Origin of the sequence: Krasilnikovia sp. M28-CT-15 (assembly GCF_047159595.1) — a bacterium.
Classification (GTDB): Bacteria; Actinomycetota; Actinomycetes; order Mycobacteriales; family Micromonosporaceae; genus Actinoplanes.
This window is the reverse complement of the sequence record NZ_BAAGAK010000001.1, coordinates 7277086-7299064: the sequence shown is the minus strand read 5'-3', so window position 1 is coordinate 7299064 and position 21979 is coordinate 7277086. Positions and strand designations below refer to the sequence as shown.

At 69.0% G+C, this 21979-nt stretch carries 22 protein-coding genes; 8 read left to right on the top strand and 14 right to left on the bottom strand.

Annotated features, from left to right (window positions below; translation table 11 throughout):
- The first annotated feature begins 59 nt into the window (after positions 1-59).
- Positions 60-965: a nitroreductase gene (locus ACMCNO_RS33525; protein ID WP_412753406.1), complete on the top strand. Its 906-nt coding sequence runs from the start codon at positions 60-62 to the stop codon at positions 963-965.
- Positions 966-1139: 174 nt separating this feature from the next.
- On the opposite strand, the gene ACMCNO_RS33520 is transcribed toward ACMCNO_RS33525, so the two are convergent.
- From ACMCNO_RS33520 to ACMCNO_RS33475, 10 genes are all read right to left on the bottom strand, one after another.
- Positions 1140-1364, bottom strand: a complete 225-nt coding sequence (locus ACMCNO_RS33520; protein ID WP_412753405.1) for a hypothetical protein — start codon at positions 1362-1364, stop codon at positions 1140-1142.
- A gap of 298 nt (positions 1365-1662) precedes the next feature.
- Positions 1663-3840, bottom strand: coding sequence for a fibronectin type III domain-containing protein (locus tag ACMCNO_RS33515; protein ID WP_412753404.1), 2178 nt, complete (start codon positions 3838-3840; stop codon positions 1663-1665).
- 371 nt (positions 3841-4211) lie between these two features.
- Entirely contained in the window at positions 4212-5684 is a 1473-nt protein-coding gene (locus tag ACMCNO_RS33510; RefSeq protein WP_412753403.1) for a sensor histidine kinase, read from the bottom strand.
- Positions 5681-6427, bottom strand: a complete 747-nt coding sequence (locus tag ACMCNO_RS33505; RefSeq protein WP_412753402.1) for a response regulator transcription factor — start codon at positions 6425-6427, stop codon at positions 5681-5683. Before ACMCNO_RS33505 ends, ACMCNO_RS33510 begins: the two co-directional genes overlap by 4 nt.
- A 96-nt stretch (positions 6428-6523) precedes the next feature.
- Entirely contained in the window at positions 6524-6922 is a 399-nt protein-coding gene (locus ACMCNO_RS33500; RefSeq protein WP_412753401.1) for a PepSY domain-containing protein, read from the bottom strand.
- 176 nt (positions 6923-7098) lie between these two features.
- Entirely contained in the window at positions 7099-7596 is a 498-nt protein-coding gene (locus ACMCNO_RS33495; protein ID WP_412753400.1) for a hypothetical protein, read from the bottom strand.
- A gap of 87 nt (positions 7597-7683) precedes the next feature.
- Positions 7684-8352 (bottom strand): hypothetical protein, encoded by a 669-nt coding sequence (locus ACMCNO_RS33490; RefSeq protein ID WP_412753399.1) that lies wholly within the window; start codon positions 8350-8352, stop codon positions 7684-7686.
- Between the two features lie 89 nt (positions 8353-8441).
- A complete protein-coding gene (locus ACMCNO_RS33485; RefSeq protein WP_412753398.1) occupies positions 8442-9524 on the bottom strand; it encodes a hypothetical protein in 1083 nt (360 codons plus the stop codon).
- 31 nt (positions 9525-9555) lie between these two features.
- Entirely contained in the window at positions 9556-10731 is a 1176-nt protein-coding gene (locus ACMCNO_RS33480) for an AI-2E family transporter (protein ID WP_412753397.1), read from the bottom strand.
- 151 nt (positions 10732-10882) lie between these two features.
- Positions 10883-11161, bottom strand: a complete 279-nt coding sequence (locus ACMCNO_RS33475; protein WP_412753396.1) for an STAS domain-containing protein — start codon at positions 11159-11161, stop codon at positions 10883-10885.
- Between the two features lie 334 nt (positions 11162-11495).
- Between ACMCNO_RS33475 and ACMCNO_RS33470 the strand changes: the two genes are divergently transcribed.
- Together ACMCNO_RS33470 and ACMCNO_RS33465 are read left to right on the top strand one after the other, a co-directional pair.
- A complete protein-coding gene (locus ACMCNO_RS33470; protein WP_412753395.1) occupies positions 11496-12230 on the top strand; it encodes a GAF and ANTAR domain-containing protein in 735 nt (244 codons plus the stop codon).
- A 36-nt stretch (positions 12231-12266) separates the two neighbouring features.
- On the top strand, positions 12267-12998 hold the full coding sequence (locus ACMCNO_RS33465; protein ID WP_412753394.1) for a GAF domain-containing protein: 732 nt from the start codon (positions 12267-12269) through the stop codon (positions 12996-12998).
- A gap of 67 nt (positions 12999-13065) precedes the next feature.
- On the opposite strand, the gene ACMCNO_RS33460 is transcribed toward ACMCNO_RS33465, so the two are convergent.
- The gene (locus tag ACMCNO_RS33460) at positions 13066-14115 is read right to left on the bottom strand and encodes an acyl-CoA desaturase (protein ID WP_412753393.1); all 1050 of its coding nucleotides are present in this window, start codon (positions 14113-14115) and stop codon (positions 13066-13068) included.
- A gap of 316 nt (positions 14116-14431) precedes the next feature.
- Between ACMCNO_RS33460 and ACMCNO_RS33455 the strand changes: the two genes are divergently transcribed.
- The 3 genes from ACMCNO_RS33455 (at position 14432) to ACMCNO_RS33445 (ending at position 16437) form a co-directional block, all read left to right on the top strand.
- Positions 14432-14782 carry a lipopolysaccharide assembly LapA domain-containing protein gene (locus ACMCNO_RS33455; RefSeq protein WP_412753392.1) on the top strand — a complete coding sequence of 117 codons (351 nt, stop codon included), beginning with the start codon at positions 14432-14434 and terminating at the stop codon, positions 14780-14782.
- Between the two features lie 107 nt (positions 14783-14889).
- Entirely contained in the window at positions 14890-15453 is a 564-nt protein-coding gene (locus ACMCNO_RS33450) for a DUF5994 family protein (RefSeq protein WP_412753391.1), read from the top strand.
- 3 nt (positions 15454-15456) lie between these two features.
- Positions 15457-16437 carry a nitroreductase gene (locus ACMCNO_RS33445; protein WP_412753390.1) on the top strand — a complete coding sequence of 327 codons (981 nt, stop codon included), beginning with the start codon at positions 15457-15459 and terminating at the stop codon, positions 16435-16437.
- A 285-nt stretch (positions 16438-16722) separates the two neighbouring features.
- On the opposite strand, the gene ACMCNO_RS33440 is transcribed toward ACMCNO_RS33445, so the two are convergent.
- Together ACMCNO_RS33440 and ACMCNO_RS33435 are read right to left on the bottom strand one after the other, a co-directional pair.
- Positions 16723-18462, bottom strand: coding sequence for a SpoIIE family protein phosphatase (locus ACMCNO_RS33440; protein WP_412753906.1), 1740 nt, complete (start codon positions 18460-18462; stop codon positions 16723-16725).
- Positions 18463-18880: 418 nt separating this feature from the next.
- A complete protein-coding gene (locus ACMCNO_RS33435) occupies positions 18881-19138 on the bottom strand; it encodes a hypothetical protein (protein WP_412753389.1) in 258 nt (85 codons plus the stop codon).
- 153 nt (positions 19139-19291) lie between these two features.
- On the opposite strand from ACMCNO_RS33435, the gene ACMCNO_RS33430 reads away from it, so the two are divergent.
- Both ACMCNO_RS33430 and ACMCNO_RS33425 read left to right on the top strand, forming a co-directional pair.
- On the top strand, positions 19292-19732 hold the full coding sequence (locus ACMCNO_RS33430) for an SMI1/KNR4 family protein (RefSeq protein ID WP_412753388.1): 441 nt from the start codon (positions 19292-19294) through the stop codon (positions 19730-19732).
- Positions 19733-20500: 768 nt separating this feature from the next.
- Entirely contained in the window at positions 20501-20755 is a 255-nt protein-coding gene (locus tag ACMCNO_RS33425; RefSeq protein WP_412753387.1) for a hypothetical protein, read from the top strand.
- Positions 20756-21524: 769 nt separating this feature from the next.
- Here the strand turns inward: ACMCNO_RS33425 and ACMCNO_RS33420 are convergent.
- Positions 21525-21923, bottom strand: a complete 399-nt coding sequence (locus tag ACMCNO_RS33420; protein ID WP_412753386.1) for a hypothetical protein — start codon at positions 21921-21923, stop codon at positions 21525-21527.
- Between the last annotated feature and the right edge of the window lie 56 nt (positions 21924-21979).

Genomic DNA, 21979 nt, shown 5'->3' with positions numbered 1-21979 from the left:
GACGATGGGAGAGTCCGATGGCGTCACCAGTCACGCATGGGGCAACCAGTCCGAGAGCCGTGACCGAAGCCCTGTACCGCGCTGTCGTTGCGGCCGGTCGCGCACCGTCGGCTCACAACGCACAGCCGTGGCGGTGGCGCCTGGCCGGCGCCGAACTGGATCTGTTCGCGGATCCCGACCGGATGCTCGGGGTTCCCGATCCCGCCGGGCATCTCGCGACGGTCAGTTGTGGGGCCGCCCTGCATCACGGGCGCCTGAGTCTGGCCGCCCAGGGCTGGCAGGTGACCGTCGATCGCCGGCCCGCCTCCACCGGTTCCCGGCACCTTGCGCGCCTGCACATCGACGGCCCGGCGGCGGCCAGCCCCGGCACCGCCCGGCTGGCCCGCGCCATCGGGCGACGGCACACCGACCTGCGGCCGCTCACCGGCAGGCCGATCGAGCCGCGAGAGTTACGGACTGTAGTCAGGGCATTCAACTCGCACGATATCCGCGTACACATCCTGCGTCCCGACCAGATCCTGGAACTGGCGGTGGCAGCCGCTCGCTCCAGCGCGGCCGGACCCGACGAGGAACAATGGCGCGATCAACTGGCTCTGTGGACCGGCGCCGACCGGATCGCAGGAGCCGTCGACCGCGTTCGACTGCCCGGCCAGCAAGGCGAACACGACCGGGCCGCGACCTTCGCGGTGCTGCACGGGCGAGGCGATCACGCCAAGGATTGGCTGTGCGCCGGCGAGGCTCTTTCCGCCGGCTGGCTGGTCGCCACCCAGTACGGCATGTCGTTGATGCCGTTCTCCGCGCCGATCGAGCAGGACCGTTGGCGGGAAACCCTCAGGCACGTGGCGCCCGACCTTGATCACCCGTACGTCATGATGCGTCTGGGCCGCCACGAGACCCCGGCGGTCACACCGCCCACCCCGCGCCTGAATGTCGAGCAGATCATCGAGCGGGTCCAGGCGCGCTGAGAGGAGCGTCCGGCACACCCTCCGCGAGGTCAGCACACCAGCCCCCGAGCAGCCGCCGACCACTCACCCGAGGAAGCATGGCCGCCCCTGGGCCGGGTCCTCACCGCCGGAGCGCGCGAGTCTCCAGTCCGGGCTCGGGTCCGCGCCCGGGCTGACATCCGATGAGGATCCGGATCACAAGACCGCACCACGTGGTGCCACTTCAAGGGCGGCAACGCCCCGGCCGTACAGCACGACAAGGCGGTCGCCGTGGCTGCAACGCAGCACACCGGCGTCCTGAGCCACCGTCGAGATCACATGATCAATGATCTCCTCTTCGGTGTCCGCCTCGGCGCCCTCGTACCTGACATCCATGCGATCGCCGTCCATAAGACGAACGCGCAACACAATCGTTGTCATAATCACGGACTCTAGACTCGGCATTCGGGCCATAGGGCAAATCCGGCCCGGGACCATCTCGCCCACGGCCGTGCCGGCAGGCAGCGCCCGCGGCGGCCCCTGGTGCGGATGACCGACCGGTCGTCTCGGCCGTCACGCACGACACGCCCGCTACCAGGCCCCGCCGTACACATCCCCGCGGACGCGGTCCGATCCGCGACCCAGCCGTCTGGCGACATTTCGATCCAGCGGTGACCTGCACTCCCGGGAGACCCGCCACTGAGGCGAGCCTCCCGGGAGCCGGTGTGCGATCCTGCGGTCAGGAGACGGTGAACGGTCCGGTGACACCGCCCTGGTTCGACTCGATGTAGATGACGCCGGGCCGGCTGGTGGGTGCCAGCCCGTCACGCAGCCGCAGGTCGTAGTCACCCGCGGCCGTGACGGTGATGGTGCCCAGTACCGTTCCGGACAGCGAGCCGGAGTGGATCAGCAGAGTGGCGCCGACGAACGACCCGGTGCCCGTGACCCTGAAGTCCTGGGCCTTCCACCTCGCGGTGCCGATGGTGACCCGGTCGACCGTCGGCGTGATGAGCACGTCATCGCTCTTCGAGCCGTTCGCGGTGGTGACGGTGAGCCGGAACGTCAGCCCCTTGTTGGTCATCGGGAACTTGTAGAGCGGCATCGTGAAACGCGGGCTCAGCGTGTTCGCGTTGGTCAGCGTGACCCGGTCCGCATCGCCGGCCGCGATCGGGTTGGACGTTCCGGTGGCGAGCTGGGTCCACGCGTACGTGGCGCCCACCGTGGTGGAACCCGCGCCGGACAGCGTGACCGTGGTGTTGCGGGCCACGGCCGTACGGTCGGGACCGGCGTTCGCCACGACCGCGCCCTGCGGCGTCAGCGGGCCCAGCCGATCCGACGGCGAGCCGTACCCATTGGCGTTCTTCGCCTGCACAGTGAAGAAGTACGGCGTCTCCGGCGTGAGCCCGGTGATGGTCAGCGACGTCTCTGTGGTCTCCCGCAGGCCGCCGACCGCGTTGCCGTCGGAGTCCAGCACCTGGACGCCGAAGCCGGTGATCGACGGGTCGCCGGCGGACCAGGACACGGTCACCTGCCCGTTGCCGACGGAAGTCGTGCCGAAGGTGGGCGCGTCCGGGGTCGGCGTGTTCGTGATGGTGTACGTCCGCTCGCCGATCGCCGAGACGTTGCCCGCCAGGTCGAACGCGACGAACTTCAGCGTCTTGGTCTCCGCGACGGTGATCGGGCCGGTGTAGAGGACCGCGTCGGGGGAGAGGACGTCGGCCACGATCGGGTCGGTGCCGTCGGTCGTGTAGTAGATCTCCGAGCCGGACTCGTTGGCGCTCAGCGTCACCTGCCGGGCCGTGGGGTAGCTACCGGTCGTCAGCGACGCGGTCACCGTAGGCGGCGTCACGTCGGTCTGCGGCTGCGCGACGACCGGCGGGAACGTCAGTCCCACGCTGCTCACCGCGACCACCTCGATGTCGTACGCCTCGGTGTCCGACAGCCCGGTGATCGTGGTGCCCTTGGCGGCCTGCCCGCTGATCCGCCGGCCGATCTCCACCTGCTCACCGCCGGTCGTGGTCCGCGCGACCGCTGTCGCCCGGTAGCCCGTGATGGCGGGCGTGCCCGGGAGTGCGACGGCCGGGGTCCAGCTGAGCTTGACGCCGCCGGCCACCTTCACCGCGGTGACGTCGGTCGGGCCGGGCGGGCCGGACTGCAGCGGCCCGTTGGGGCAGCCGCCCATGCCGGGGCCGCCCCCCTCGCCGAACTCGGCGATGGTGAGGCCCTGCCGGTTGGCGTCGGCGTCGGTCAGCTCCCAGGACAGCAGGCGCTCGCCGAGACCGGCGTTGGCGGCGATCTTGGCGACAGCCGGGTCGTCGAAGATGTACGTCGCGGTGAACGTGTCACCACTGAACGTCATGCCGGAGCTGTAACCGCCCCGCGGCGCCCGCGTCAGCGGGCCGGGCAGGGCCCGGACGTCACGGCGGGCCACGGCGGTGTCGGTCAGCGCCGGCTCGACGATGCGCTGCTCGGTGTTGGCCTGGTCGACGCTGGCGCCGATGTGCCCGGTCACGGTCACCGTGCGGCCGTCCTGAACCGCGTCGCCGTTGACGAACGCGTCCCCTGCGATGGTCCGTGCGACGGGGGCGTCGCCGAAGCGGATCGACGCGACGTCCCCGGGCTGGATGTCCGGGGTGACCTTCAGCCCGGTACCCGCGCCCCAGCAGTAGCCACCGGGGTGGTTGATCTCGAACGCGACGTCACCCTCTTCGACGACGCCGGCGGCCGAGCCGATGATGCCCACGCCGGGCCGGGTGACCTCGATGACCGCGGTCTCGCCGATGTGGTCCTGGTAGCCCTCGACCGTGATGAAGTCCCGGTCCGGGAAGACGACCAGGTTGTCGGGGAACACCGGCACCCCGGCCGCCGCGACCGCGCTGCTGGAAACGGCAGCGAGGCCGGCCGTGGCGGCCAGCACCGCCGCGACAGTGAGCCGGGCCGTGCGACCAGGAGTCAGGACGGCATGCTTATCGGATGTCGTACCGCTCGGCGGTGCACCATCGGGTTGAGGCATGGGCGGGTTCCCTTTCAACGAACTACGAAAGGCGGCGGCGGCAATGCCGCCACCGCCTTCCCCCGGATACAGCTGACAATCCGTCCAGGTCTGCGCCGTACCGTGACGCAACTCCTAGGACCGGCCGAGCGTATGAAGCGGCCTGTGGTTTTCCTGTGGTCAAGCTGAGGTCGGTGTCCCAGCCCCGGAAATCGGCGCTGATATGCGTTGTCAGGAACGGACTTGCGAACCTGAGGCTCTTGAATCCGCATCGCCCGATTTCTGTGCAATGGGCGTTATGCGCTGCTCCACGTGCGGCTGTCCGGCAACGCCGACGCAGGTGAGGACGATGTGGAGTGGCGGGCGATACGCGAGCGCGGGTAGCGGGCGGGCCGGCTGGCCGTAGCGACGGGGCGGGTCAGCCGGACGATGGCGTCGATGCCGGTGCCGGGGGCTTGGTCGAGGCTGATGTGTCCGCCGCTGGCGTGCACGAGTCGCTGCACGATCGCCAGCCCCAGACCGGAGCCGTCGTCGGCCGCGCCGGGGGCGCGCCAGAACCGGTCGAAGGCGCGCAGCCGGTCGGTGGCGCTCAAGCCGGGACCCTGGTCGATGACGTGGATGGCGGCGTCCCCGTCGGTCTGCGGCTCGCGATGGATCGTCAGCGTGCTGTCGGCCGGCGCGACGCGCAGCGCGTTGGCGAGCAGGTTGTCCAGTACCTGTTCCAGCGAATCCGGGACGGCATGGACCTCGCCGATCGGCTGGCCGGTGACGGCCAGGGTGACGTGGTGCTCGGCGGCGAAGGGTGCCCAGCTCCCGGCCCGGTCGGCGATGACCGCATCGGCGTCGACCAGGGTGGTCTCGCCGGCGGTGTCCAGGCGGGCCAGGGCGAGCAGGCCGTGCACCATGCGGGTGAGCCGGTCGGTTTCGTCGATGGCCTCGTCCAGGCTGGCCTGGTCGTCCGGATCGACGCGGTGGTGCAGGTTCTCCAGCCGCAGCCGCAAGGCGGTCAGAGGGGTCTTGAGCTGGTGCGAGGCGTCTGCGGCGAACGACCGCTGCGCCTGCAGGAGCTGTTGCAGCCGCTCCGCCGTGGTGGTGAAGGTGGCCGCCAGGCGCCGCAGCTCCGGCGGCCCGAGGTCCGCCGGGGGCGGGCTCGTCAGGCTGCCGGAGGCCAGCCGTGTGGTGGCCTGTTCGAGTTCCCGCACGGGCCGGGTGATCCACCCGGCCAGTCCGACCGCGACGGCGGCGGCCAGCGCGAGTACGGCCACCCCGGCGCCGAACAGGATCCACCACATGCGGGTGACCTGCCGGTCGACGGCGGTGGTGGGATAGCTGATGCGCAGCGCGCCGCGCACCTTCTCACCGGAGGTGGCCGGCACGGTCACCGACAGCCAGCTCACTCCGGCCGGGTCGTTCCGCAGCCCGCTGGTGCGGCGCTGGCTGCGCAGAGCGGCGGCGATGTCGGCATCCCCGGCAACACTGTCCGCACCGTCCCAGCCGGTACGGGACAGGACGCCACCCTGCGGATCGACAACCGTGACCTGCGAGGTGCCGGTGCCGACGTATTCGGCGAGCAGGCGCGGAACGATCGCGGTGTCGCCTTCCTCGATGGCTTCCTCGGCGCGCTCGGCGAGCACGACCGCGTCGCGCTCGACGGCGGCCAGGAACCGGCCGGTCTCCCCGCGGGCATAGACCATCCCGAGGGGGACCTCCAGGGCGAGCAGGACCAGCAGTGTCAACGAGAGGTAGCTGAACAGCAGCCGCCGGGTCATGCGCGCACCTCCGTGCCGACCGTGAGGCGGAACCCGACCCGGCGGACGGTCTCGATCAATGCCGGGTTGCCGAGCTTGCGCCGCAGCGCCGAGACGTGCACGTCCAGGGTCTTGGTGGGGCCGAAGAAATGCAGGTCCCACACCCCGTCGATCAGCTGCTGCCGCGAGTACACCGCCCCGGGGTCCTCGGCCAGCAACGCGAGCAGATCGAACTCCTTGGGCGCCAGCGCGACCAGGTCGGCCCCCACATGGACCTGGCGGGTGCGCCGGTCGATGCGTACGTCACCGAGCTGCTGCACCGTCGCCTCGACAGCGGCCGCAGCCGTCGAGGCGGCGGTGCGGCTGGCGGCGGTCACCGCCGGTACGGGCGGTGCCTGGGTGCGGCGGACCACAGCCCGGATGCGCGCCACGAGTTCCCGCAGACTGAACGGTTTGGGCAGGTAGTCGTCCGCGCCCAGCTCCAGGCCCACGACCCGGTCGGATTCGCTGTCACGAGCGGTCAGCATGATGATCGGGACCGCTGAGCTGGCACGCAGGTGCCGGCACACGTCGATACCGTCCATGTCCGGCAAGCCGAGGTCCAGCAGCACCAGGTCCGCCGGAGCCGCCGCCAACGCAGCCGCGCCGGTGTCGACGTGCACGATGGTGAACCCGTACCGGCCGAGCCCCTCGGTCAGCGGGACCGCGATGCGCGCGTCGTCCTCCACCAGCAGAACGCGCATCTGCGCCTGATTCGTCAGCATCTGTTCCACCCTTCACGGCCGCCCGGTAGCGGTACGGATACCGACGCTGCGCGGCTCACCGGGCCACGGCGACACCGGTTCCGGCCAGTGGTGTCTTCAGTCGCCGTCCGTGTCGCCGTCCTCGGTCTTGGTGTCGACGACCTTGAAGTCCTTGTCGAGGTACACCTCGATGCTCTTGCCGCCGTCCTGCTCCACCTCTACCGCGTACAGGCCCGGCTTCTCGGTGTCGTGCTCGGACCTCTTCACGGTGCCCGGGAACTTCTTCACCGCCGCCGCTTCGGCCTTCTCCTTCACCTCACCGGTCAGCGGCTCCTCCTTTTCCTTCTTCTCTCCCGCCTCGTCGCCGCTCTGCTGCCCGGACGACTGCGCTTGAGTCTGGTCGGCGGCGGCCGGCGCCTGCTGCTGATTGCCGGCGGCCGGACCGGCGGGGCCGGAGCACGCCGACAAGCCGGCCAGCACCAGGAGGCCGGCCGGGACGATGAGCTTGAGCTTCACGAGTACGTCTCCCCACAGTGGATGGTTACGAGCGGTATCCACCGTGAAACAGCCGCATCGAGCCGACACCGGCCGCCGGAGGTCCGCGGTGAACGACAAGAACGCTAGAGAGACCCACGCCAGGAGACGGACAGCGCACGGTTAAGGAACCACCAAGAAGCGTCCAAGGATCGTCGCTACGACAGTCGTTTCTTCTCGACGTAGTACCCGTAGGCGAAGCCGCCCGGCTGCGTGCCCGTGACATCGCCCTCGAACGTGACGGCGCCCGGTTTGGGAAGTTCGACGCTCCGTTGCAGGATCGACCCGTCACACTTCTGCGTCGCCTTGGTCGAAGAAGCGGCGCTGGCGACGGTGCCCACCTGCAGCGTCACCGCGGCGCCACCCGTGCAGACGAACGCGAACGTCACACTCAGCACGCTCTTGGGTGTGGTGGCCAGTGAGTTGCCCACGTGGGGTTCCAGCTGGCCTGCGCCACTGCCGAGCGCCTCCCTGGTGCTGAACGCCTGCTTCAAGGCAGCGTCGGCGCCGCCGGCAGCTGACGTGGTGGGTGATGCCGGTGACGTCGCCGGTGCCGGAGGTGAACCGGCGGGCCTGCCGCCGTCGCATGCCGTCACGACGAGTGCCGTGGCGGCGAGGAAGGTGGCGGTCGCGGTGCCGCTCGACGCTTGGATCACGAGTTCTGACCTCCAAGTGGAGTTCGTGTCGGTGACCGTCTGCCGCAGCGATCTCTTGCACCCGCCCGGCAGGGCTGAGCCGTGGCATCAGGGCGGAACGTCGTCGACCATGCTGAGCCGCGCGCAGGTCAGCACGATCAGTGCGGCGCCGAGCAGTAACGCCCCCACAGCGACGGCTGACTCGATGTCGGGCCCCGTATCGATCCGGACGAGCACGCCCGTCATCGTGAAGGTATGGCTGTCCGGTGGCGGATCCGGCACGCTGCGCCAAGCGCTGTCCGCCGCCCGTAAGGTCGCCGCCGCCAGCGCCGTGGCGCCGACAATGACGAGTGGGCCGACCTTCTGGCCGCGCAACCGGTCCCGAGGCACCAATGCGACGGCAACGCCGAAGCAGCCACAAGCCAGGACCTGGAAGCCCAACACGGCCAGCGCTCGCACGAACTGCGTCCGTTGCCGGGCCCGGTCACCCAGCAGCGTGACTAGTTCGCCCTCAGTCAGGGAGCCGTCTCGGAACGGTGAGTTCCACCATCCCCCCACCTTCACGACGACCGCAGCGGCGAGGAGGAGCAGGCCACCCCACAGCAGCCAGCGTGTCACCCGAGGCACAGCGGATGCCGTCACCGGCGGAAAGACACCAAGAACACCAAGCGCGAACACGACGCCGACACCAGTCGCCCAGGGCGACCCCAACAGCCCACCCACGACGGCAATCAGCGCCGCGCCAATGAGCAGCAGGAGCGACTTGGCTGAGGGCACCCATACAGGCTACGGCGCCTTCAGCGTTCGACCGTTCTGCCGTCGGTGACGTTGCCGCGGTGGTGATGGGCAGAATGGCGGCGAGCCGGTTACGGCCTCTGTCCTCCTGGCAGGACTCGGCGGGTCTGGGAAATCGCGTGCAGGATGAAGCGCATGGTTTGTCGCGGCGGGGAGGTCACGCTATCCCGGGCTGCGATGACGGCCTGGGTGGCCGCACGCGCCTCGGTGTGCTCACCTCGGGCAGCGTGCAGCTCGGCCCTCTCCTGCAACACGCGGACGAGAATTTCACGCAGGCCACGCTCGGTGCACTGCAGGCGGGCGGCGTCCAGGCTCGCCAGGGCCCGGTCGGTTGCGCCGAGCCCACGCTGGGCACGGGCGAGGGTGAGCAGGTACTCGGCCAGTTCGTCGGCGTCGTTGGCCCCTACGCGGTTGTAGCGGGCGATGCATACCTGCATCGTTTGCTCCGCCTCGGCGTACTCGCCGTTGGCGACCTGGATCGCCCCGATCGTTTCCAGCGCATCGGCGTCAAAGTGGTAGCCGCGCGCGACGGCGTGGTCCCGCATGCGCCGCGCGACCTCCCCGGCTTGCGGGTAGTCGCCAGCCTCGTATTCGGCATAGGCCCAGTTGTTGAGCACCACGGTGAGGCGCTCCCACTGATGTAGCTCGCGGGCCACTTCCTCGGCCTCGCGGTACCGCGGCCGGGCCGCGTCCAGGTCGCCGTTTTCGGCCAGTGCATCGGCGAGCCTGAGACGGTGCCAGATCCGCATGTGCGCCGTGGCTGTCTCATCGAGCAACTCCACAGCGCTGCGCGCGTGCCTCAGGAAGTTGGCCGGGTTGCCGGACAGCCGTTCGATGCCTGCCCACACGAGGTGGGCTCGCGCCTGCAACCGGCGGTCGCCGTGCTTGCGCGCCCAGGCGTGGATGCTCTTGATCTGCCGGGCAGCTCCCGGCACGTCGCCGGTGCGCCTGCGCATGTCGATCCAGCACAGGCGGGCCCGCATGAGCAGGGCCTCGTCGCCCAGAGCATCAGCCTGCCGCTCGAGTCGAACCGCGGCGGAGAACCCCGCGGCGGCATCGAGGATGACTTGGTCCTCCAGCGCGAGCAGGGCAGCTGACAGCAGCTCGGCGCCGGCCGCGCTGCTGTCCGCCCCGCCTGCCCCAAGCTGGTTCACAGCACTCTCATCGGCCGCGATCAGCCCCAGTTTATGGATCTACAGGTGTCGAGGACGACCGCTGGTCATCGCTGGTCGGGTGCTCTGGCGGCGGCGCGGAGTGATCCGCTGAGACGGGGCCGTCGACATGCGGGAGCGGCGGGTGTAGCCCGTCGGCGGCGAGGTTCGCCTCGGGCGGGCCGCGGCGGATGTCGCGGGCGATGATCTGGATGATGCCGGCGACGGGGATGGCCAGCAGCGCGCCGAGGATGCCCGCCAGGTTCACTCCGATCAGGATGGCCAGCAGAACGGTCAGCGGGTTGAGTTTCACTGTCCGGGCGAAGATCAGTGGCTGGAGCAGGTGGTTCTCCACCTGCTGGTAGACCACGAAGAAGACGATGACCACGATCCCGGCGGTCACCGACTGGGTGAACGCGGCGGCGACGCCGACCAGCGCCCCCAGCGTCGCGCCGACCAGCGGGATCAGGTCTGCCAGCCCGACGAACAGGGCGATCAGCCCGGCGAAGGGCACCCCGAGGATCGCCAGGACGGCGTAGGTGAGCAGCCCGCAGATCACGCTGATGAGCAGGTTGCCGGTGAGGTAGCCGGTCACCGTCTTGGCGCAGTCGCCGCCGACCCGGCGGATCCGCACTGCCCGCTGCGGGGTGAACAGGCCGACGAACCCGTCAACGACCTTGGGCGCCTCCAGCACCATCAGGTACGCGAGGACGAAGATCGTGACTGCGGCTGCCACGCTGGTCGCGGCGCTGCGCAGCACCGCCAGGGTGGGCGCACCGAGGCCGGCGGCGTAGCCGCGCAGCTGCTCTGAATGGCTTTGCAGGTAGTCCAGCACGTGGAAGCGCTGGGCCATCCCGCCGATCGGTCCCCGCCCGGCCCGGACGTCCGTGATCAGTTTCGGCAGGTCTGCGGCGAGCTGGGCGCCCTCGCGGGCCAGTGGGACGACGAAGACCGTGATCAGCGCGCCGATGAACGCGAACGCGAGCAGGAACACGATCAGCGTGGCGAGCCAGCGCCGACACCAGCGCGCGCGGCGTTCCACCCAGCTCACCGCCGGGTGCAGGGCGACGGCGAAAAACGCCGCGATGACGATCCAGGTCAGTACCTGGCGGGTCTGGTAGACCAGCAACAGCAGCAGCACCGTCGCGAGAACGAGGCCGATGACGACCATCGTGTACCGGGCGATCGTGCGGTTGTCGACGGGTTGCACGCTCCTGATGTACCCGCCCCGGGGCGGACAAAACGGAAAGGTCCGGACGAGCGCTCGGCTGGGGACGATTCTGTACGGGCGCGTCCGGGCTGCCGGGGTCCGTATCCCAGGGTGACGGCATGACCGGCGGGCGGATGCCGGGGCCGGCTCGTCAGTTGGATCGGCCGTCGTCGACGAGGTGCGCCAGGTCGGTGACGGCGAGGACCCTGCCGACGAACGGCTGGGGGTGGCGTACCGCCAGGGACGATCGACGGGGTAACTGGTTTTGCATGCTGGCCAGCCAGTTCGACAGCGCCGACCCGGCGAAGCCGAGGCGACCCAGCTCCACGACGACCTGCCGGACGGCGAGACCGCTGACGTAGTCAGCGACTTCGATCAGCATGGGCGCGGCGTCGCGGTCGAGGTCGCCAACGACGCGTATCTCTACCATGCGCGTAGAACTCGGGCTGCTCACTGTGACGGTGCAGTCGGCTGACCTGTACTGCCGCATATCCACCCCAGGCATGGCTGGTAGCGCGCCGGGGTCCGGGGCTGCGGCCCGTCACGGGCCGCATGGTTGACGGTACGCGTCTCTCCTGTGCCCGTCGATCCCCGCTTCCGGTCTCGGTTGCCGCAGTCATCTGTTCCGCCCTTTCTGGGGTAATGTGGCGCTTAAGTCATTGGCTCATGCTGCCCTGGCCCTTGGTGTAGGCGATGGGAAGGGGGTGGGCCGTGCCGGTACGGATGTGCGGTTCTACCCAGCCGGCTCAGCGGTGTTCGAATTCATGACCTTCGCCGACGGCCCAGGCGAACACGGTGCAGCGGAAGCGCACCGGGCTGCGGTCCGCGGTCTCATCGATCGGCAGCCCGATCACCTGGACCTGCTGCACCGGGTTTGCCGCGCCGCCGCCGGGGCGTTGTCGGCCTGCGGGGCTGGTATCAGCGTGATGACCACCGATGGGATTCGCGGCGTCTCCGCGGCGTCGGACCCGGTGAGCGAGCGCATCGAGGAGCTCCAGTTTGTGTTGGGTGAGGGGCCTTGCATTGATGCGTTTGCCGGCCGGCAGCCGGTGCTCACCGCCGACCTGTCCGCCGCCGCGACGTACCAGTGGCCGGTCTACGCCCCGGCTGCTCAGGACGGCGGCGTCCGCGCCGTCTTCGCGTTTCCGCTGCAGATCGGCGCTGTCCGGCTCGGGGTGATCGACATCTTCCGGGACAAGGTCGGCCCGTTGACCGACGAGGAGCTCCGCACGGCCCTCGGGTTCGCGGCGGTCACCGTGGAAGCGTTGCTAGACCGGCAGGCGAACGGGCATTCCCGCGATGGCACTGCGGTGCTTGATGTCGGACACCGCGCCGAATTGTTCCAGGCGCAGGGGATGGTCATGATCCAGCTCGGGGTGTCCCTCGGTGAGGCTCTGGCGCGGATGCGGGCGTATGCCTATGCCGAGAACCGTCGCCTCGAGGATGTTGCGCGCGATGTGGTCAACCGGCGGCTGAGCCTGGATGGGGAAAAAGAGTGATCGGCTGGTCGGTTCAGGGATATCGGGAGGCAGGGCATGGGCACCGTTTCGGCTGATCGGTTGAGCGCGATCTTCGTGGAGGTCGCCGACACCCTGGTCGACGAGTTCGACCTGCTCGATTTCCTGCATCTGCTCACCGACCGGGCCAGCAGCCTCGTCGGGGCGGCCGCGGCCGGGCTGATGCTGGCCGACGAACACGGACGGCTGGAATTCATTGCGGGGTCCGACGAGAACGTCCGTCTGGTCGAGTTGTTTCAGTTGCAGAACGAACAAGGCCCGTGCCTGGAAGCGTTCCGCACGGGTCAGTCGGTCATCAACGTCGACCTCGCGGCGGAGACGCACCGCTGGCCGCTGTTCGCACCCCGGGCCACGGCGGCCGGCTTCCGGTCGGTGCACGCGTTCCCCTTGCGGCTACGCAGCCAGGTGATCGGTGCGCTGAACGTCTTCGGCGACACCACCGGCGGCGACTTCGACGACTCGGACGTCCCGATCATGCAATCCCTCGCCGATGTGGCGACCATCGGTCTGATGCAGGAACGCGCGATCCGCCGTAGTGAAGCGCTGACCGAACAGCTGCAGGGAGCGTTGAACAGCCGGATCGTCATCGAACAGGCCAAGGGTGCCCTCGCGCAGGTACAAGGCGTCACCGTCGATGAGGCGTTCAACCGGATCCGCGCCTACGCCCGGAGCAACAACCGGCGGCTCACCGAGGTCGCGCATCTGATCGTCACCGACCTGCCCAGTCTGCCCGGTCTGACGCCGCGCTGAGGCACGCACCTGACGGGTGTGGAGGGGGATTTGTTCGGCGAGCGACCTCGCCGGACTCTGCAGCGGGTCACCGTCGGGTGCGGTCGTTGCCGATGTTGTCCAGGTGCCGCAGCGCCTGGGCGTACGACGAGATCAGTCCGGTCTCGAGGTATGGCACGTGCTGGTTCGCGCAGAAGTCCTTCACCAGTCGCTGGGCCCGGCGCAGATTGCCCCGCGGCATCGACGGAAACAGGTGGTGCTCGATCTGATAGTTGAGGCCGCCAAGGGCGAAGTCGGTGAGCCAGTGGCCCCGTACGTTGCGCGAGGTGAGGACCTGCCGGCGCAGGTAGTCGGCGTTGTCGGCGGCGCTCAGCGTGGGCATGCCCTTGTGGTTGGGTGCGAAGCAGCAGCCCAGGTACAACCCGAACACTGCCTCGTGGACCGCCACGAAGGCCAGTGCCTTGCCGGGTGGAAGCACCACGACGACGACCGCCAGGCACGCCACCACGTGCAGGGCGATCAGCAGCGCCTCGTACCTCCGGGAACGGTCCCGGTCGGCGAGCAGGTATCGCACACTGGCGACCCGCAGGCTGACCGCTTCCAGCAACAACAGGGGGAAGAACATCCACGCCTGGTAGCGGTAGAAAGCCCGGGCGACGCGCCCGCTGGCCTGCGCCTGCCCGGTGGTGAAGATCAGCGCGCCCGCGCCGATGTCCGGGTCCTTGTCCTCGTCGTTGGGGTGCGCGTGATGGCGGTTGTGCTTGTCGACCCACCAGCCGTAGCTGAAGCCGACGCCGAGGTTGGCGAGCACCACGCCGAGCCGATGGTTACCGCGCACGGACCGGAAGATCTGCCGGTGCCCGGCGTCGTGGCCGAGAAAACCCAGCTGCGTGGAGACAACCGCGCAATACCCGGCCACGAGCACCTGCCACCAGGAATCACCGATCACCAGCAAAGCGGCCAACCCGGCAGCCCCGAGGGCCACGACGAGAGAGATCTGCGCGGCGTAGTAGCCGGGTCGCCGATCGAGGAGCCCGGCCTGCTTGACCTGCCGGGACAGTACAGAGTATGCGCTTCCACGGGTCTCGGATCCGGAAGAATCACCCGGTCTGCGGGTGGGGATGTCGATGGCCGTCACGATCGCTCCAGCAGCGTGCCGAGGACAGTAGGGCCGCCAGGGTCCAGGGCGATCGTTGTCATAATACCCGCTGCTGGGCTGCCCAAACACCAGGCTGGCGGGGCAGCCGAGCTCACCCTTCGACGATCATCGTCGCGCGCAGCGGCGCTTCGGCCGAGGCGCCTTCGATCGCACGTGTGTGTTTCTCGATTCGGGAACTCCCGGCCGCCAGGGCACGCCGGTCCGGCCGAACAGGCGTAGGGTTGGAGGTATTCCGGGATCGACGACATCCACCCTGAGGTGCCCGCCACGCCGGCCACACCGCAAGGGGGACGTCATGTCCCAATCCCACAACGCATCCGTTGCCGCTGCGCCACCGCCGCAGGTTGCGGCCATCGCGCTGGAGGCGCCGGCGACGGATCGGGGCACCCGCACCCGCGCCGGCTCGGCCTGGTTCGGCCTCTGCACCGCCGCGCTGCTGGCCGTGGTGCTGATCATTTTCATGCTGCAGAACACCGGCAGCGTGCAGGTCAACTTCCTGGGCATGAGCGGCAGCCTGCCGCTGGCCTTGGCGCTGCTGATCGCGGCCGTCGGCGCGGCGATGCTGACCATGGTGGTCGGCACGGTCCGGATCGCCCAGCTACGCCGCCTGTCCCGCCATCGCCGCGAACTAGACCAGCGCCGCTAGACCGACACCCCGGGGTTCGGCGACCTAATGAACCACCACACCCCCCACCAGCCTGCCGCCGGGTCCCAATCGGGGTTGACATCGGCGGCGGGCGGAAGGAGTCGACCATGAAAGCCACGACCGCCGGCGCCCGCATGACCATCGTCGCGGTGACGCCACCGTCCGTCCCGCGGCTACGCCTGGAACCCACCGGCTCCCGACGCACCCTGCTCGACGGCGCCTGGTGGCCACGCAGCACCGATCCCGTCGCCGAACTACCCGGCCTGGTTCTGGCCATCGACCAGATTCGCGGCCCGGTCACCCGGCTCGTACTGGCAGCCGGAGGGTGGGACAGCCACCCCCGCCGCCTCAGCGTGCACGGCAGGGTTCTCCGGCTGGGCTACTTCACCAGCCAACCCCGTGGCCTGCTGACCGCGATCTGCGACCGCAACGAACGCGTCGATCTGCTCGTCGTAGCGCCCGACACTGCAAGCAGCACCGCCGACGCGGCGATGATCCTGGCCGCCACCACCACCAACCTCGTCCACGCCCAGAACATCATCCTCGCGGTCACCGCACCAGCCCACCGAACAGCCGTCAACAACGCACCTGAAGACGCATGGGAAACCGACGGCGGCCGGCTCGGTTCCGTTCCGGCGCAGCGCCCAGTGCCAGAACCGGCAGGGTGTTGACCGATGAAACCAGGTCAGGCGCCGCCTCGCGGGCCATTTGCCGGCCCGACGGCACCGGCCTCGCCCAGCAGGGTGCGCCCGGTCAGCCATCGCCTCGCGAACGAGGCCTTCTACCGGGCTGTGGTCGCGGCCGGACGGGCACCCTCGGCCCACAACGCACAGCCGTGGCGGTGGCAGGTCAGCGACGGTGTGCTGGACCTGTTCCTCGGCCCCCGGTCGATGTCCGAGCACGCCGACCCTGAGCGGCGACTCGCCACGATCAGCTGCGGCGCCGCCCTGCACCACGCCCGCCTCACCCTCGCCGCCCGGGGCTGGCGGGTGACCGTGGTTCGCCGGCCCGACCCCGCCGACCCGGCCCACCTGGCGCGCCTGCACATCGACAGCGCCGCCCCGGTAAGCCCGGACACCGCCAGCATGGCCCGTGCCATCAAGCTGCGTCACACCGACCTGCGCCCGGTCACCGGCAGCCCGATCGAGGCTGGGCATCTGCAGACCATCCGCACGGCCTTCGAGGCTCAGCACGTCCATCTCGCGGTGCTACGCCCGGACCAGATTCTCGGACTCACCGTGGCGACCGCCAGCGCCGACAACTCCGACTCGGCCGATGCGCAGTGGCATTCGGAGCTGGCCTTGTGGGCCGGCAGCGACCGTATCGTCGGTGCCCTCGACGACCTGAGAATGCCCATCGCACACGGCGAACACGACCGAGCCGCGACCTTCGCGGTGCTGCACGGTTTCCGGGATCAGGACCTGGACTGGCTGCACGCCGGCGAGGCGCTGTCCGCCGGTTCGCTGGTCGCCACCGGGCTCAACGTGTCCATCCTGCCCTTCAGCGCACCGATCGAGCACGCCGACGCGCGCGAGACCCTGCGACGCGCGATACCCGACCTCGACCACCCGTACCTGATGATGCGACTGGGCCACCACGCCAGCCAGACCGCCCGCGCGCACCCGGGGCTGACCGCCGCACAAACGTTCGAGTGACCAACTCCACCACATCCGTTTACCGGAGGTCACATCCGCCTCCGCGGCGGGGAGCCTTTTGGACGGTCGGTCCGTTCGGCTCGGGGTCTCCCTGGGTACGAGGTGTGTCGGCCTGCTGGAAGGCCGGGTTCCTAACTCATTTCTCCGACCGCGCGGGATGACCACGCCCGCTGCGGGCAGGAGCCGTGGTCCAGGAGACTCGAGCGCGGTCCTCGATCTGCGCAAGGCTCGCACGACGACCCCCACGCGTCAGTAGCCCGGCGGAGAGAGCCGGTGCCGTTGTACTCAGGACAAAGGCGGGGTGCGCACGGCGAGCAGGGCAACATCGTCTTCGTGGTCGTCACTGGCGAACGTGGCGTAGAGCCGGTCGAGAAGACTGGGCAGCGGAGTGCCGTGCAGGTCGGCCGCCGCGATGTGCAGCTGTCGCTCCCGTTCGTCGAACGATTGCGTCCTGGTTTCGATGAGGCCGTCGGTGTAGAACAGCACGGTGGAGCCGGGCGGCAGGTGCCGGGTGTGGCTGGCGCGGGGCTGGTGCCGTGGCACGCCCAAAAGCGGGTCGCGGCTGGTCAGCACCGTGGTGCCCGCCCGGTCGATCAGCAGCGGGCTGGGATGGCCGGCGTTGGCCCAGTGCAGTTGGTGACCATGTCCGTTGGCGTTCGGGCTCAGGTACGCCAGTACGGCGGTCGCGGTGATCCGGTCGCCGAGGGCGCGGTTGGCGGCCTCGAGGCGGCGCAGCAGCGCCGCGGGTGCCTCATGCCGGTCGACCAGCAGCAGGCGTAGCTTGCTGCGCAGCCGTCCCATCAGCGCGGCGGCGCGCATGTCGTGACCGGTGACGTCCCCGATGATCAGCGCGAGGTGTTCGGTGCCCAGGGGGACCACGTCGTACCAGTCCCCACCGACCTGCTCGCTGCGGGAGGCGGGTTCGTAGCGGGCGGCCACCTCGAACGGGGCCACGTCCGGCAGGTCGCTGAGTAGCGCTCGTTGCAGCACCGTGGCCACCTTTTGCTGCGAGGCCAGGTAGTCGGCGCGCTGCAACGCCTGGGCGACGTAGCCGGCCAACGCCGCCAGGACCGTCTGCTCGGCGTCGTCCAGCGTGTACGGCTGCTTCCACACGAATGTCAACGCGCCGACCGGCCCGCCGGGGCCGGGTAGCGGCACGCTGGCCGCCGACTGCCAGCCCATCTCCAGGAACGTGTCCACCGCGTCCGGCGCCGACGCACGCACGGACGCCAGATCGGGCAGCAGGACCGTAGCGCCGCCGCGCACAGCCAGCGCCGACGGGGTGGCGACCGTGCCGATGTAGTGCTCCCACCGGCGCGCGACATGGGCGGGCAACGCCAGGCCGGACCGCAAGCGCACCATGCCGCCCCGGTCGAGCAACGACACCCCGACGTAGGCGGGGTTCAACGTGCCGGTGACCAGCTCTCGGACTACGGTCACCACGTCATCGGCGGTGCCCGCGCTCGCCAGCGCGACACTGGCCCGCAGCAACAACTGACTCCGGTCGAACGCGGCACCGGACCGCACCATTCGTGCCCGCCCTTCCACCTCGCGCTGCCGCGCCGTACCGGCGGCGATCCGTAGCCGCAGGCTGTCCGAGCACGCGGCCGCAAGATCCGCCAGCAGGGCGAGCTGGTCGCCGGTCCACCGGCGCGGGACGGTGTCGATCGCACACAGCGAGCCCAGCACCAGCCCGGCTTCGTCGGTCAACGGCATGCCCGCGTACGCCACGACGTTCAGCTCGGTGACAGCGAGATTGCCGGCGAACCGCGGGTCGGTCCGCGCGTCCTCGATCACCAGTGGCGTGGCGCTGTCGGCCACGTGCTGACAGAACGAGTGCGACAGCGGGATCTGGCGCTGGTGTTGCCAGGGCTCGGCGAGCCCACATGCTCCGGGGAACACCTGCCGGTCCGACTCCGCCAAGGCCACCAAGCCAACCGGAACCTTCAAGGCATCCCGTACTATCACGGCGAAACGGTCGAAGGCCGGATCGGCGGCAGCGGTCAACCCGGTGCGCCCAAGCACCGCGACCCGTTCCGCTGTCGTGCGCGTTGCCGCTGCGTCGCCGCTCACGCCGCCGCCCGGCACAGCCCATGGTCAACGCCGCCCACGAAACCAATCATGTGCACCCGGACATCGTCACACAGCGCCGAACAGCGAACCTTGGAAGATCGTCCAACCGTCGCGGCCCGGGTGGCACAGCCACGCGACGAATCTGATCGTGTTCTGGTGTTTTCGGGTGGCCGATTCAAATCCCCATAGACAGATGAGAGGCCCTGGCCGGCGTTCCCGCTGGCCAGGGCCTCTCGCCGGTCGGGATGGCGCTGGGAGCCCAAGGTCGGCGACCCGTCTCAAACACGGGATGGGCCCAGGGGGCGTTACGTCTGGATCGCGCGATCCTCCGACCCTGAGCCCGGACCATCGTGCCTGGCTGGCGGCCGCCTCAGGAAGGTTGTTGCGGAGTCTCGGCTGTGTCCTCATCCGCCGCGTCGTCGGCGCGTTCGGGCGATTCGGCCAGCAGCTCCAGCGCCCACCGTTCCTGGTAGCTCTCCCCTTCGGTCGGCTCCAGGTACGAGGAGAGCCGGATCCCGAAGCCGAGCAGGTCGGCGGCGCGCAGGTGCTCGATGACCTCGTCGAGGTTGTCCAGGTAGTGCGTCGCGATGGGTTCGGCCGGGGCAAGTTCGGGCTCAGCGCTCGTCATGGGTGGCACCATAGTCGGCGCCTGTGACATCAACCGTCGCCTTGGAGGACGGGCCCGGCCTGGGTTGTGAGAAGGGCAGCAAGTCGTAGGCTGTGCAACCTATGTCGACGACGCACTGGGTGACTGGTTCAACCCCCGGATCAGGTGATGTGAATGTGGACTGAACTGGCAACTGCCGCGCATCCGGAAGCCGAGTTCACTTCGCCGGTGAGCGCCGCAGCGATCGACGAGATCGTGAGCCGGCTGGGCCAGCAGGTTCCGGCTGACCTGCGCAGCCTGCTGCTCGAGACCGACGGGATGCTCGATGAATTCGGAGGGGACGTCGTGTGGACGGCGAAGCGAATCGCCGACGACAACATTATGTTCCGGACGAAACCGTCCTTCGCCGACCTGTATCAGCCGTTCGATGGCCTGCTGTTCTTCGGTGACAACGGCGGAGGCGACCAGTTCGCGTTCGTACCGGGTGACCCCGGGGCCGGGATCGTCGTGTGGGAGCACGAGACTGACAAACGGCACAGGGTCGCGGACGACCTGGCGGACTACCTGAGGCAGATTCTCACAGTCGAGGGCGACGAGTGGTATCAGGCCTACTGATCTCGCTGGGCTGAAAGGCGGCAGAGTCCGTCCTCAGACCCTCCACGCTTCAGCCAATCCACCCCGCGCGGACGGTATCTGCCTGCGGTTTGGGCTGTCGCCTCCGGAGGGCGAGACCGCCACCGGAGTCCCATGCACGCTGACCAGGCACGGAGCGGCATCCGGGAGAGTCGGCTTTCTCGGCAATGCGGATTTGCGCGTCGAACCTGGCTTGAAAGGCATCGTGCCGCGAGCCGGTGCCCCGGGCCCGTCGGCCTGCGTACGCAGCGGTCAGGCCGTCGGCCCGACCGCTACTCGTGACCGTAGAGAGTAGCGGAGGCTCCGCCGCTCAAAAGCGGCCGCTTGTGGCCGTCGCTTGCGACGCGTAGCGCCCTTGAGGCCGCACGGAAAACTTGAACCCATCGGCCTGACCGGAAATGGCCTGACCCGAACACACCTGGCTCCGCTCGATGCGCTGCGCACCGGCTTCGGATGATGCGTAACAGTCGGGGTCCACAGCTCATCTGGATAGTCTTCAGTGGTGGATCCGAGGAGCGTGCGGCAGGGCGACGGTTCGGAACGGTTCCGCGACCCGGGAATCAGCTTGTACGACCTTGCCGCTGAAAACATCCACGTCGTATGCCCTCGCTGCGGCATGCCGTGAGCGCAAGGATCGACGGCGGAGACACATCTGCGCTATGGAGTCCTCGCCGCCTAACCTGTGCGGCCTGTGCATACGCGTCTTCGTGGTCGCCGGCAGGACCCGAAGGCATTCGCTGGGCAGGACCAGTGGATCCCTTCTTCCGAGTTCCGCTCTGGCTGACGACCGAGTGCTGCGGTGGGCACACGCTGTGGGCCTTCAACCGCCGACACCTAGATCTGTTGCACAATTACGTTGCGGCGAAGGTACGCGAACGGGCGGGCGGCTACGAACGAGGCGGAATGACGTTAGTGGCGCGACTTCCGCGCTGGGTGAAGCAGGCCAGCAACCGCGACGAACTTCTCGCCGCCATTGCCGAGCTGCGAGCATCGATCGATGCCTGAACGGAAGGCGCTCGCGCCGGCTCGCCGTCGCCGTGCTCGACCGGCTCCTACGGGCGCTCTGACCACCGCCCGGCGGGGCTTTGCCCCAAAACCTGCCCCAAACCGTCCAGCGAAGCAGTCAGGGCCGGTCTCCCGTGTTCGGAAACCGGCCCTGACCTGCACTTTCTCTTGGTCGGGGTGGCCGGATTTGAACCGACGGCCTCTTCTTACGGAACGTCACGTTTCCAAGCTTGTTGTTGATTGCCGGAACCGGTCATTGACCTGCGCAGACGCAGACCGCGACTTGTTGATGCTTGTCACTGAAAGTCGATACTTGGCGGGGGTTTTCGGGGGGTAAACGGGGGCATCGACCGTTCCTGCCCGGGACGGATGCGGCCGCCCAATGAGGGGCGGACTGTTCAATCCCGGAGTGGGCGCTCACGGGTCATGATCTGCGGATCATCGGTAGTACAGAGCGGGGTTGAAGGTCAGGTCCTGATGCTGGCGGACGCACCGTCGCGAGTTGTGTCCGTTTCCAACCTTTGGTCCTGCTGCCAGTAGACAATGGAACGTTAAGCCGCATCCCTGCTCCGGCCGTCGAGACAAAAAGGGCAAGGAGCGGGAGGTGCACGGATGAACGGCGGTGTGGCCGGCGCCGAGCAGCTGTCGGCTGCCCTGCTCGCGCTAGAGGAGCGAAGCACCATGGACCAGGCAGCTTGGTCGGTCGATCAGCCGTCCACCGGGTGCCGTTTGTGGCTGCGCGACGTCCACCGGCGCCGCAGTTCTGCGATCAGTACCTGCGCCACAGGGTCCTGGCAAACACCAGCAGGTGCTGCTCGAGCCACGGGTTGACCAGGATGGCCAGTGGCCGTCGCCGTCCGTCCGGTCCCGCGCCGACAAGGACTTCGGCGTCATACTCACCGATCTTGGCAGCCTGAACACTGGTCTCGGCCAACCGGTCCAGGTCCGGATCACCGCAGAGGCTGATCTCGTCGGCGATCTCCTGTGTGGTGGTCAATATCGCTAGCGGTTCCACCGCTCCGCGTGGCTCCACCGCGACCACCGCTGCCACCTCGGTGTCACCGACGACGCCTCGCATCAACGCCATCATGCGCCCGGGTTTACGAAGTCGCTCGCGTACGATCGGCCACAGTTCCCGTTCGCTGTCCGCCAGGCTGATCGCCGACACCGAACCACACATCAAGTCTCCCGCTCTGGTTCGCGCAGTTCTTCCGGCAGCGCCGA